Annotated in this window: 15 protein-coding genes; 8 read left to right on the forward strand and 7 right to left on the reverse strand. The window is 60.6% G+C overall.

The window, feature by feature from the left end; translation table 11 throughout:
* The first annotated feature begins 28 nt into the window (after positions 1–28).
* The 8 genes from NG895_RS21210 (at position 29) to NG895_RS21245 (ending at position 5820) form a co-directional block, all read left to right on the forward strand.
* Positions 29–811, forward strand: a complete 783-nt coding sequence (locus tag NG895_RS21210; protein ID WP_252854539.1) for a 3-ketoacyl-ACP reductase — start codon at positions 29–31, stop codon at positions 809–811.
* 31 nt (positions 812–842) lie between these two features.
* Entirely contained in the window at positions 843–2240 is a 1398-nt protein-coding gene (locus tag NG895_RS21215; protein WP_252854540.1) for a BNR-4 repeat-containing protein, read from the forward strand.
* 3 nt (positions 2241–2243) lie between these two features.
* Positions 2244–2873 (forward strand): bifunctional 4-hydroxy-2-oxoglutarate aldolase/2-dehydro-3-deoxy-phosphogluconate aldolase, encoded by a 630-nt coding sequence (locus tag NG895_RS21220; RefSeq protein ID WP_252854541.1) that lies wholly within the window; start codon positions 2244–2246, stop codon positions 2871–2873.
* Positions 2874–2943: 70 nt separating this feature from the next.
* Positions 2944–4044 (forward strand): sugar kinase, encoded by a 1101-nt coding sequence (locus NG895_RS21225; protein ID WP_252854542.1) that lies wholly within the window; start codon positions 2944–2946, stop codon positions 4042–4044.
* 71 nt (positions 4045–4115) lie between these two features.
* Positions 4116–4313 (forward strand): hypothetical protein, encoded by a 198-nt coding sequence (locus tag NG895_RS21230; RefSeq protein ID WP_252854543.1) that lies wholly within the window; start codon positions 4116–4118, stop codon positions 4311–4313.
* A 15-nt stretch (positions 4314–4328) separates the two neighbouring features.
* Positions 4329–4580, forward strand: a complete 252-nt coding sequence (locus tag NG895_RS21235; RefSeq protein ID WP_252854544.1) for a ParE family toxin-like protein — start codon at positions 4329–4331, stop codon at positions 4578–4580.
* A gap of 109 nt (positions 4581–4689) precedes the next feature.
* Positions 4690–5196 carry a DinB family protein gene (locus NG895_RS21240; RefSeq protein WP_252854545.1) on the forward strand — a complete coding sequence of 169 codons (507 nt, stop codon included), beginning with the start codon at positions 4690–4692 and terminating at the stop codon, positions 5194–5196.
* A gap of 36 nt (positions 5197–5232) precedes the next feature.
* Entirely contained in the window at positions 5233–5820 is a 588-nt protein-coding gene (locus NG895_RS21245) for a DUF6940 family protein (RefSeq protein WP_252854546.1), read from the forward strand.
* On the opposite strand, the gene NG895_RS21250 is transcribed toward NG895_RS21245, so the two are convergent.
* The 7 genes from NG895_RS21250 to NG895_RS21275 all read right to left on the reverse strand — a co-directional run bounded on the left by NG895_RS21250 (position 5817) and on the right by NG895_RS21275 (position 12425).
* Positions 5817–7619: a biotin/lipoyl-containing protein gene (locus tag NG895_RS21250; protein WP_252854547.1), complete on the reverse strand. Its 1803-nt coding sequence runs from the start codon at positions 7617–7619 to the stop codon at positions 5817–5819. The genes NG895_RS21245 and NG895_RS21250 overlap by 4 nt on opposite strands.
* A gap of 107 nt (positions 7620–7726) precedes the next feature.
* The gene (locus NG895_RS30950; RefSeq protein ID WP_425267246.1) at positions 7727–8125 is read right to left on the reverse strand and encodes a four helix bundle protein; all 399 of its coding nucleotides are present in this window, start codon (positions 8123–8125) and stop codon (positions 7727–7729) included.
* Positions 8126–8158: 33 nt separating this feature from the next.
* Positions 8159–9286, reverse strand: coding sequence for a sodium ion-translocating decarboxylase subunit beta (locus NG895_RS21255; protein ID WP_252854548.1), 1128 nt, complete (start codon positions 9284–9286; stop codon positions 8159–8161).
* 60 nt (positions 9287–9346) lie between these two features.
* The gene (locus NG895_RS21260; RefSeq protein WP_252854549.1) at positions 9347–9670 is read right to left on the reverse strand and encodes an OadG family protein; all 324 of its coding nucleotides are present in this window, start codon (positions 9668–9670) and stop codon (positions 9347–9349) included.
* A gap of 159 nt (positions 9671–9829) precedes the next feature.
* Positions 9830–10624 (reverse strand): biotin--[acetyl-CoA-carboxylase] ligase, encoded by a 795-nt coding sequence (locus tag NG895_RS21265; protein WP_252854550.1) that lies wholly within the window; start codon positions 10622–10624, stop codon positions 9830–9832.
* 60 nt (positions 10625–10684) lie between these two features.
* On the reverse strand, positions 10685–12160 hold the full coding sequence (locus NG895_RS21270; protein WP_252854551.1) for a rhamnulokinase: 1476 nt from the start codon (positions 12158–12160) through the stop codon (positions 10685–10687).
* A 70-nt stretch (positions 12161–12230) separates the two neighbouring features.
* The gene (locus NG895_RS21275) at positions 12231–12425 is read right to left on the reverse strand and encodes a hypothetical protein (protein ID WP_252854552.1); all 195 of its coding nucleotides are present in this window, start codon (positions 12423–12425) and stop codon (positions 12231–12233) included.
* Between the last annotated feature and the right edge of the window lie 2 nt (positions 12426–12427).

The following is a 12427-nucleotide window of genomic DNA, read 5'->3' on the forward strand; positions in this document are numbered from 1 at the left end:
ACTCCTCTAACCTCCCCATAGTAGCGATATGAGCAACCCACAGCGGCGAGTGGCTTTGGTGACCGGTGGCAGCCGGGGAATTGGTCTGGGCGTGGCCAGTGCGCTGGCGTCCGCGGGCTTCGATCTGGTGATTAACGGCCGTCGCGAGGCGAGCGACGTGGCCGAAGCGCTCGCTTCGCTCGAATCGTTGGGCGCGGCAACCTTGTACTGCCAAGCCGATATCAGCAACCTGGAAGACCATGCCAACATGCTGTCGCAAATCTGCGACCGGTTTGGGCGACTTGACGTGTTGGTTAACAACGCCGGCGTGGCGCCCGACGTCCGTGCCGACCTGCTCGATGCCACGCCCGAAAGTTTTGACCGGTTGATACGGATCAATCTTCGCGGTCCGTATTTTCTTACGCAGGCCGCCGCCAAGTGGATGATCGAGCAGCGCCAGGTCGACAGCGATTTCGCGGCCGCCATCATCAACGTGTCGAGTGTCAGCGCTACCGAGGCTTCCGTCAACCGCGGCGACTACTGCATCTCGAAGGCCGGCGTGGCGATGGCCACGCAGCTTTGGGCCGCCCGTCTCGGCGAGTTCGACATTCCCGTCTTTGAAGTTCGCCCCGGCATCATCCGCACCGATATGACGGCCGGTGTAACCGACAAGTACGACAAGATGTTGGCCGAAGGCCTGACTGTCGAACCTCGCTGGGGCGTGCCCGACGACATTGGCCGCGCCGTCACCGTGTTGGCCACTGGCCAACTGACTTACGCCACCGGCGCTGTGTTGCCTATCGACGGCGGAATGACGGTCCGCCGTCTGTGACGTTCCTCAAAACTCTTACACGACAACTCCGATGAAACGCTTTGCCAAACTGTGCTGCCTTCCTTTTCTGTTGACAACGCTCTCGTTGTTCGCCACACCAGTGCGTGGGACGGACGATGTCCGCGGTGGCCAATTCTTTACGCTCACCGGTTCGCCGGGTGTTCCCAACGGCGGGTGGTGTTGGTACCAGGACGAGCGGGCCGTGGTCGATACGCAGGGCCCTGATGGTCCGCTGCTGCTGGCGAGCAGCGTATCGGCGGGCGAGTCGCCCGAGCATGGCGACATCGATTTGTTGTGGCGCAATCTGCAAACCGGCGAGCAGGGCGAGTTCGAACTCGACGACCAGCTCGAACAAGACGACCACAACGCGGCCGCACTCTACATCCGCCCCGACGGTCGCTACTTAGCTGTATGGGCACGGCACAATAGCGATGGTTTCACCCGCTGGCGGATCTCAGCGAATCCTCACGATCCAGCGCGGTGGGGGCCCATCCAGAAACTCGACAACAAGGCGGGCGCTACCTACAACAACGTGTACTTCCTGCCGGACGACCGAGACGGACAAGGCCGCCTGTACAATTTTACGCGGGGTCGGAACTTCGATCCCAACGTGCAGGTTTCGCACGACCAGGGCCGCAGTTGGAAATACGCCGGCAAACTACTGACCGAAGGCGGCCCAGGCGACCGTCCGTACGTTCGCTACGCCTCGGACGGTAAGCGAATCCACCTGATCACGACCGATCGCCACCCCCGCAACTACGCCAACAGCATCTACCATGGTTACGTCCAGGACGGCATGCTTTTCGATTCCGCGGGCGAGGTGGTGGACGATTCGATCCTCGATGCCGAGGGTAAGGCACCTGCGGCGTTGACTACCGTGTTCCGAAACGGATCGGAGCATGGGGGCGTCGAGATGAACCGGGCGTGGACGGTCGATCTGGAACTCGATGCCGAAGGCAACCCGGTGGGCATCTTCTCGGCCCGCGTGGAGGATAGCAATCGGGACCACCGCTTTTTCTACGCTCGCTACGATGGTGAGAACTGGCACGTGCACGAAATGGCCCAAGCGGGCGGGTACCTGTACCGCCGCGAAGACGACTACACGGGGCTCGCGGCCATCAATCCGGTTGATACCAACGAAGTCTTTATTTCGTCGAACATCGATCCGCGAACGGGCGATGCCACCGAGAAGTACGAGATTTACCGGGGAGCAACCAGCGACGAAGGGCAAACCTGGCAATGGCAGGCGATCACGGAAGACTCGACGATGGACAACCTGCGGCCGTTGGTGCCGAAGTGGGACAGCGAGAAGACCGTGCTGCTATGGCTGCGCGGCGAGTTCCGAACTTATACCGATTACGATACCCAGGTGGTGGGTGTTGTGTTGTCGGGCGACAAGCCCGCGGCAACTTCCGCAACGGAGAGATAAACCATGAGCCATGCGATCTACGAATCACTTGCCGAGCACCGATTGGTGCCTGTCATTGCCCTGGACGATGTTGCCCAGGCCAGCCCCCTGGCCGATGCGCTGGTGGCCGGTGGGTTGCCGGTGGCCGAAGTGACTTTTCGCACGCCGGCCGCGCTGGAGTCGATCCGCACGATGGCCCAGCGCGGCGACCTGTTGGTGGGTGCCGGTACGGTGCTCACCACCACACAAGTCAGCCAGGCCCAGGCGGCGGGGGCGAAGTTCCTGGTGTCGCCGGGGTTTAATCCGCGCGTGGTGTCGCACGCCCTATCGATCGGCATGCCCATCTGCCCCGGAGTCTGCACCCCCAGCGATGTGGAGCAAGCCATCGAGCATGGTCTGGAAGTGGTGAAGTTCTTCCCGGCCGAGGCGTTCGGCGGCCTCTCGACACTCAAAGCCATCGCCGCGCCGTATCGGCAAATGCGATTTATCCCCACCGGCGGCATCGGCCCGGGGAACGTCATGGATTATTTGGCGTTCGATCGCGTCGTAGCGTGCGGCGGCAGCTGGATGGTGAAGCCTTCGCTCTACGCGGATGGCGACTTCAGCGGCGTCGAAACCGCAGTCCGCGAAGCAGTGCAGCTGGTGGGGAAGTAACCGCGGAAAGACAACTCGTACCCAATAGCCGACGAGCTACGCCTCGTCGCGAAAACCAGGCAAACAAACCATGAGCAAACTCGAAATCAAAGCGGCAGATGCGTGTGCGTACGACCAAATGTCGTTAGGCGAAGTGATGTTGCGACTCGATCCAGGCGAAGGACGCATCCGCACCACTCGGCAATTTCGTGCGTGGGAAGGGGGCGGTGAGTACAATGTCGCTCGCGGCCTGCGGCGATGCTTCGGCCTGCGGACGGCCATCGTCACGGCGCTGGCCGACAACGAAGTGGGCCGCCTGGTGGAAGATTTGATGCTGCAAGGCGGTGTCGACCTGTCACATGTTCGCTGGGTTCCCTACGATGGCATCGGCCGCACGGTGCGGAATGGGCTAAACTTCACCGAAAGGGGTTTCGGCGTCCGCGGCGCGGTAGGCTGCAGCGATCGAGGGCTCACGGCCGCCTCGCAACTGAAAGCGGGCGACATCGATTGGCAAACGATCTTCGGTGCCCAGGGGGTCCGCTGGTTCCACACCGGCGGCATCTTCGCGGCATTGTCCGACACCACGCCCGACGTTGTGGAGGAAGCCCTGACCGTTGCCAAGCAGCATGGCGTCGTGACTTCGTACGATTTGAACTATCGCCCGTCGCTGTGGAAGTCGATCGGCGGCCAGGCCCGCGCCCAGGAAGTCAATCGCCGTATCGCCAAGCTGGTCGACGTGATGATCGGCAACGAAGAAGACTTCACCGCTTGCCTGGGCCTCGAGGTCGCCGGCGTCGACGAGAACCTGAGCGAACTGCCGCTAGAGGCGTACAAGCGAATGATCGAGCGGGCGGTTGAAGAGTACCCCAACTTCCGCGCCACGGCCACCACGCTTCGCACCGTGAAGACGGCCAGCGTGAACGATTGGGGCGCGCTGGCCTGGTACGATGGAAAATTCTACGAAGCCACCCACCGCGAGAACCTCGAGATCCTCGACCGCGTCGGCGGCGGCGACAGCTTCGCCTCGGGCTTTATCTACGGCATGATCACCACCGGCGATCCTCAAACCGCCGTCGAATACGGCGCGGCCCACGGCGCGCTCGCCATGACCACCCCGGGCGACACCACCATGGCGACGCTCAAGGAAGTGGAGAAGCTGGCCGGGGGAGGTTCGGCGCGGGTGGATCGGTAGACGGAGCTTTGCCCAATTCGGCTCGCTTCAGCTTGATGCGCGGCGTATAATAGGATTGCAGGAAAATTAGCATGACTGTCGAATCCATACAAACTGCCATCGAATCCCTATCTGCGGAAGAGCTTGCTCGGTTTCGCGCTTGGTTTGAACAGCGCGATTGGCAACAGTGGGATGATCAGATTGAAGCCGATAGTGCAGCGGGTAAGTTGGACTTTCTGGTGCAAGAAGCGAAGCGTGCCGTCAGCAACGATGAGTTGCAGGACTTGTAATCCAGCGCACCGCTTATGCATCGCACCACTCCCGAGTTCTGGAAGCGATTCGACGCTCTCCCAAAACAAGTCCAGCAAGTCGCCAGGAACAATTTTGCACTTCTGAAGGACAATTCCGCGCACCCTTCGCTGCATTTCAAGAAAGTTGGTCAGTTCTGGTCTGCGCGTGTAGGGCAACACTATCGTGCGCTGGCCGTGAAGGGCGAGCAAGGATACATCTGGGTGTGGATTGGTAGTCACGCCGACTATGACAAGATTGTCGGCTAAGCTTTGCGGCACGGGTAGATCGGTGATGGTTGACGGGGTGGTGTTCGCGTGTATACTTTCAGCGTTGTGTGGTGAGCTGGAGTAATCCCCATCCTTAAAGGAGCGCGCGATGTCCTACGCCCAAATGATTTTACCCGAGTTCGACCAGGAGATGGCTAACACCCGTAAGGTACTGGCGCTCGTGCCGGACGACAAACTCGATTGGAAAGCCACCGAGACGGCGCACACCATTGGCTGGAATGCGAGCCACCTGGCCAATCTGCTTACCTGGACGGTGATGACGCTGGAGAACGATTCGTTCGATGTCCAACCCGAAGGAGGCGAGCAGTATCAGACTCCAATTCTTAAAAGTAATGGGGAGATTCTGGCGTCGTTCGATGAGAACGTCGCCGCCGCTCGGGCGGCAATCGAAAAGGTGAGCGACGAGGACATCATGAAACCGTGGTCGCTGCTCAAGCAAGGCCAGGTGATGTTCACGATGCCCCGCGCGGTGGTAATTCGTTCGTTCGTCCTGAACCACACGATCCACCATCGGGCGATCCTGCTGACTTACCTGCGGCTGAATAAAATTGCCATCCCAGGAATGTACGGCCCAGGCGACGAGGCGGCAGGTTAGTTTGCCCCCAGCAAGGTGCTATGGAGCACGCCCGACATGTGGACGGAGAACGTCACCAGCCTGGCGGCGGAGCGGTGTCAGAGGATTGAGTTGACCGGCGATGGTCAACCGGTCACGGTTCGCGATTTTTACGAAGCGCTCGCGACCCATGAAACGCACCGTCGCAGCTTCTCAAACCTCGTGACATCGTTTGGCTATCGGGCTCTCAGGTGGGAGACGCCACCGCTGGATCCATCTTCGGCTGACCAACCGTTTGAATGCGTGGTGCTTGATAGTCCCGGCCTGGATCGCCCCGCATCGAGGTCGGCCTTCAAGGAGCACTTCACCCAATCGTGGCCCGACGATGTGGCCGTGTTCAAGAATCTGAGCGGCGATGCTACGTTAATTGTGCCTTGCCCCATGGGGAGTGACTCGGCGTACTGCCACCTTGCGAGTTTCCTCCGCGAGGCTCCCGCCCAGCAAACGGATGCCATGTGGCGGGCGGTGGCCATGGCCGTGCTCGATGGGTTATCGGACCGACGGATGTGGGTGAATACGGCGGGTGGCGGAGTGCCGTGGCTGCACGTGCGGCTCGACTCGCGGCCCAAGTACTATCGTCACGCAGCGTATCGGGCGATGGCTTAACCCAGAATGGCCAGTTCCTGGCCGTTGGCAACTTGCTGCCCCGGTTGCACCATCACTTCTTTGACTACGCCGTCGCAGGGCGACGCGACGGGCACTTCCATCTTCATTGCTTCGAGGATGAACAGCGCCTGGCCAGACGAAACACGGTCGCCGGGATTCACCTTGGCTTTCAGGAGCACGCCCGGCATCTGTGCCTTGACGCTAGTCGTGGCGCCCGAGGTGGCAGGGGCTGCGGTTTCGCTCGAGTCGCCCGACCGCGGGGCGAGCGACACCTGAAAGACGTTTCCGTCGACCACGACGTTGTTGCCGTTGAAAGCCAGGAAATAGTCTTTGCCATCGACAGTGACCGTGTACTCGGCGGGTTGGCCGGGGGCCGGTGGCGTGGCGACTCCGGCAGCCGAGGCGGCTTCCGCCGGCTTGTCGACCTTTCTCACCCCGAATTCTGCCTTGCCTTGGAGGAAGGCCAGGCCTTTGTCCTTGCACGTGGCGACGATGAACAGGTTCTCGTCGGTCTCGGGAAGGTTGTTTTCCTTGAGCTTCTTGCGGGCCGCTTCGAGTCCCTTGTTGGGATCGGCGTCGTTACGCTCCAGCGGAGGGTCGGTGGTCGGTTCGAGCTCCAATTGCTTGGAGGCCAATTCCACGATCTTCGGATCGGGCGGCACGGGGGTTTTGCCAAAGTAGCCGAGCACCATTTGGCCGTACGGCTCGGCAATCTTTTCCCACGGGCCGAACATCACGTTGTTGAAGGCCTGCTGGAAGTAGAACTGCGAAACAGGCGTGACAGACGTGCCGTAACCGCCGAGGCGAACCACCTCGCTCATGGCTCGGATCATATCCGGGTATTTTTCCATGATGCCGTTGTCGCGCAGCATCTGGGTGTTGGCCGTTAGCGCGCCGCCGGGCATGGGGCTCCAGGGAATCAGCGGCTCGACCGCCACCGCTTCGGGCGGCAGGAAGTAATCGGCCATGCACTCCTTGAAGATCTCCTCCGCCTCGCGAACCTTGTCGATGTCGACGTCCAGTTCGTACTCGCTGCCACGCAGGGCGTGCCACATTACCAACACATCGGGCTGGCAAGTTCCGCCAGAGCAGGGGGCCAGCGACAGGTCGATGGCGTTGGCGCCCGCGTCGAGGGCCGCCTTGTTGGCCAGCACGCTGACGCCGGCCGTTTCGTGCGTGTGGAAATGAATGTAAGCGTCCGCCGGCAGCATCTTCCGCGCCCGCTTGATGGTTTCGTACACCTTCGATGGCACCGCCGTGCCAGAGGCATCCTTGAAGCAGACCGCGTCGTAGGGAATATCGGCATCGAGAATCTGCTGCAGCGTGTCAGCGTAGAAGTCGGCGTCGTGCGCGCCTTCGCAGCCGGGTGGCAGTTCCATCATGGTCACCACCACCTGATGCAACAGTCCGGCATCGGCGATGCACTGGCCGCTGTAAATCAGATTGTTGACGTCGTTCAGGGCGTCGAAGTTGCGGATGGTGGTGATGCCGTGTTTGTGGAACAACTCGGCATGCATCTTGATCACGTCGCTCGACTGCGACTCCAGCCCGACCACGTTCACGCCGCGGGCCAAGGTCTGCAAGTTGGCATCGGGCCCGGCCGTCTGGCGGAAGGCGTCCATCATGTCGAAGGCGTCTTCCTGGCAGTAAAAGTACAGCGACTGGAACCGCGCACCCCCGCCCGCCTCGAAATAGTCGATCCCTGCATCCCGCGCTGCCTCGAGCGCGGGCAGGAAGTCCTTGGTCTGCACGCGAGCTCCGTAGGCGGACTGAAATCCGTCACGGAACGCGGTGCACATGAAGTCAACTCTTTTTTTGGTCACAGTGATACTCAGCTCGGTACGTTTTAGGGACTGGCAGCATCCAGTGGAAGCTCAGGTGAGTAAGTGAGTAGGTGAGTATGTAGTCATCTCGTCTCAGGTGGAGTTCCTTGTTTCGACCGTCGAAGGTAAGAAATGTAGCTATTGATGCGGGCAATTACTAAGTCGGCTTCGCTTTTCAGGTGTTCAACAAATGGCGTTTCACCATACTCTTCGTCAAGACATACATTGAAATCATCGATAAGTTCCTCTACCGACCCTCTCGAGATTCGACAAAACCGAATGCTCTCCTGGTAGTACCATCGGCCATGACCTTCGGCAATGTTGTTCGAGACAGATACGGCCGCTCGCCTCATCTGGTTTGCTAGGCAGTATTTTTCCTCTGTGGGAAGTTGCCGAATCAGTTGATACACCTTCTTGCGGAAATTTCGGCACGCGTTGTATAGCTCGAAGTCGTCCAGTCGAAAGTTGCTCTCATACGCCATCCGGTCACCTACTCACCTACTTACGCACTCACCTCAATTACCCAGCACGCTCCACAGCACACCGGCAGCTACGGCCGAGCCGATTACGCCCGCCACATTGGGGGCCATGGCGTGCATCAGCAGGAAGTTGTGCGGGTCCTCTTTCTGTCCGACCATCTGCACCACCCGCGCTGAGTCGGGCACGGCCGATACGCCGGCCGCACCAACCAGCGGGTTGATCTTGTGGGTGAGGAACAGGTTCATGAACTTGGCGAATAGCACGCCGCTGGCGGTGGCGATGGCGAATGATAGCGCACCGAGGCCGAAGATCATCAGCGAGTCGCGGGTGAGAAATCGGCTGGCATCGGTGCTGGCGCCCACCGAAAAGCCAAGCAGGATGGTCACGATGTCGATCATCGCGGTGCGGGCACTGTTGGCCAGTCGCTCGGTCACGGTGCTTTCCTTCAGCAGGTTGCCGAGAAACAGCATGCCGATCAGCACGATGGAGCCGGGTGCGATCATGGTGCAGATCAGGAACGCGGCGATCGGGAAAATGATCTTCTCGCGACGGGTAACGTGCCGCGGCGGTTTCATGTGGATGAGCCGTTCCTCGCGGGTGGTGAGCAGCTTCATGATGGGTGGTTGGATTACCGGCACCAGCGCCATGTAGGAGTAGGCGGCGATAGCGATGGCCCCCAGCAGATTTGGTGCCAACTTCGAGGCCAGGAAGATAGCCGTCGGCCCATCCGCTCCACCGATGATGCCAATGGCGCCGGCTTGGGCTGCATCGAAGCCAAGGTAAAGCGCGCCGAGTAGTGTGAGAAAAATGCCCATCTGCGCCGCGGCACCGAGCAGCACGAGCTTTGGATTCGAAAGCATCGTGGAGAAATCGGTCATCGCTCCGATGCCCAGGAAGATGAGCGGTGGAAAGATGCCCTGGCTCACACCGAAATAGATGTAACGGAGGACGCTGCCCTCGTCGTAAACGCCGAGGGCCATGTCTTCGGTAGTGGGGATGTTGCCGATGAGAATGCCGAATCCGATTGGCACCAGCAGCAATGGTTCATAGTCCTTGATGATGGCCAAGGAAATGAACACCAGCCCGATGAGAATCATGCCGGCGTTGCCCCACGTCATGTTGGCGAAGCCGGTGGTCTGGAGAAACTGCTGGAGGATATCCATCTGGTCGGGCGTACTGGGTGCAAGGGGGAAGCGGTGGAGGAGCAGGGTGCGCGTGGCAGGTCACTTGGACTGGCTGAGCGTCTTCTGGAACTCGGTATGCAACACCATACCTATCGCTGCGACGACTCTTTCCTGGTCCAGCGGTGACTGTTCGTCGGGCGTGGGCGGCGCGTGGTGACTGTGGCCTTTGGGCAGGATGGGATCGAGCCACGCGAGGAGGCTGGGCACCATCGCAATGAATACGGTGATCAGAACCAATGCTACGAAGACGATGGTCATCCCCATCAGGGAGATAGCGATGCCATTGCCTTCCACTACTGCCTGCCAGCCGCGCGACGGTTCGTCGGCAGCCTGCGCTAGCACGGCGCCGGCTGCGAAGATCATAGGTTGGATTGCCGCCACTTGGTCGATCCTGTTGAAAAGGTAGTTACCGCGTGCGAACCGAGTGTCTGGATCATCAAGGGAAGTACGTCGAATGATTCATTCGACAAAGCACTAGGATAGTCGCCCGGTGCGCGGATTTGAATCCGGGCCTGGGGGCGATTATTGAAAATCGACAACTACCCCACCGTATAGTTGCTGGATGCCGCCGGAGGTCTGGATGCACAGCGCGCCGTCGTCGGCAAGGCCTTCGCAGCGCCCCTCGATCATCTGACGCGGCGTTTCTACGCGAATCTGCCGGCCGGTTAGCAGCGAGCGGCTTCGCCAGTCGCTGGCGAGCGAGGGGTCGCCGTTTTCAAATCGCGCAAGCTGTTCTTCCATCTGCGACAGGCACGCCACCAGTACGGCGGTCCGATCGAGCTGCAGCCCGCTGGTGGGCAACGCATCGCACATCGCAATCGCGGATTCACGCAGTTCGGCGGGGGCATTGCGTGTGGAATTGTTCACGTTCAGTCCCACACCAACGACCAGCCGGGGAGGCGTGCTGGCTGGTAGCTCGATGAGGATACCCGCTGCCTTGCGGTGGTTCAGGAAGACATCGTTGGGCCACTTAAGGGAGACGTCGCCTTCGACAAATTGTTCGACCGCTTCGCAGATGGCCAGCCCCATGGTTAGCGAAACCTGGGGAAGATGGGCCGGGGGAACCGTGAGAGGTCGCGTGAGTACCGACCAGGTGAGTGAGCCATCGTCGGACCACCAGCGATTCTGCCCCCGACCGCGTCCGCCGGTCTGCTGTTGGGCGACAAATAGCTCGTTGAGTGGTTCGCTGGACCCAGCGGCGTGGGCCAGCGCCTGGGTGTTGGTCGAGTCGGTCTGGTCGAAGTAGTGAACACGTTCGATGCCCGTCTCCTGCGTGACGAGCGCCAGGTCGAGCGGGTCGCAATCGGGATCGGGCATCGTGGCAACGTGGGATTGGTGGGCTAGGAGCGAACAGCAGTTCGCAGAATCTTAGCTGTTCTAACGGGCGGTTCGCAAGTTGGCGAAGCGCTGCTGCGTTTCGCTCCACGCGTCGCCACCAGTGGGCTCGAACGAGTCGATGCCAAACGAGTTCCGCACCACGCGGCGCAACGAAACCAGATCGTCGAGTTGCCCGAGCGCCGTGGCCTGGATTAGCACGTTGCCAATGGCGGTCGCTTCGACCGGTCCGGCCAGCACCGTGCGGCCCGTAGCGTCGGCGGCAAACTGGTTGAGCAGCTTGCTTTGGCTGCCACCTCCCACGATATGCAGTCGACGGATCTGGCGGCCGGTGAGCGACTCGAGGGTCCCGAGCATTTGGCCGTACATCAGCGCGAGACTTTCCAGAATGCAGCGGGTGAACTGTCCTGGTGTTTCCGGTACCGATTGGCCCGTCTGCTGGCAGTAGCTGGTGATGGCCGTCGGCATGTGCTCGGGCTGCAAGAAACGCGGATCGTTGGGGTTGATGATCGAGCGGAACGGCTCGGACTCGGCGGCCAGGTCGGTCAGTTCGGCGTAGTCCAAGGTTTGCCCTTCGCGCTGCCACGCCCGGCGGCACTCCTGCAGCAGCCACAAACCAATGATATTCTTGAGGAAGCGTATGGTGCCGCCGTATCCGACCTCGTTGGTGAAGTTTTCTTCGCGAGCCGTATCGTTAATCAGCGGCTCGGGTAGTTCCACGCCGATCAAAGACCAGGTGCCCGAGCTGAGGTAAGCCCAATCGTCTCCTTCGGCCGGCACCGCGGCCACCGCGGCGCCGGTATCGTGCGAGCAACTGGCGATCACTTGGGCGTCGCTGAGCCCTGTTTCATCCTGCAGTTCAGCCGAAAGTGCGCCGAGCTTGGTGCCGGAGGGCACGATCTCGGGAAAGGCATCGCGGCGGAGGCCACAGGCTTCGATGAGCGGTGTGGACCAGTCGCCCGACACCGGATTGTACATCTGCGTGGTGCTGGCCAGGCTCGCCTCGCTACGGCCGACGCCACTGAACAGATAGTTCAGGTAGTCGGCGATGTTGAGGAACTGCGTAGCGAGTTGCAGGACCGCGGGGCTTTGCTGCACGTCGGCCAACAGCTGATACATCGTGTTGAGCGGCATGAACTGGATGCCGGTCTCGGCGAAGATGGTCTGCCGCCCGATCGACTCCAGTGCCGACTTGTACGTGGCATTGGTGCGCGGATCGCGGTAGTGGTACGGCAGCGTGAGCATCGGTTGGCCATCGCCCATCCAGACATAGTCGACGCCCCACGAGTCGACACTTACGCCCGCGGGCTGAATGCCGCGCTCGGCTATCTTCCGCAAGCCTTCTTTCAATTGCTCGAAGATGCCGAGGATATTCCACCGCATGGTGCCGGCGACACGGACCGCGTGGTTAGGAAACCGATGGATTTCGTCGAGCGACAGCTTGTCGCCGGCGAGCGTGCCAAGAATCACACGGCCACTCTCGGCGCCCAGGTCGCAAGCGATGTAGTGATGCGTCATGGGAAACAGTATTGACTCGGTTCGGCCGTGCAGGGCCGCCGCTCTTCAACGGAGAATAGATGCTGGGAAATTAGATTTCGACTTCGGCGTCGTCGACTTGTGGCGTGCGATCCATCCACAGGGGAGTGGTCGCGAACCAACACACGGTGCCGATGATCGCCATCCACAGTACCACATCGTGGGAGAGTACCCCACCCAAGTACAGCAAACTGGGGACGATCGTGACCGCCAGGGCTGCCAAAGAAACGATTTTCAGAGGATTCATGT

The sequence above is a fragment of the Aeoliella straminimaris genome, from assembly GCF_024054565.1.
Taxonomy (GTDB): Bacteria; Planctomycetota; Planctomycetia; order Pirellulales; family Lacipirellulaceae; genus Aeoliella; species Aeoliella straminimaris.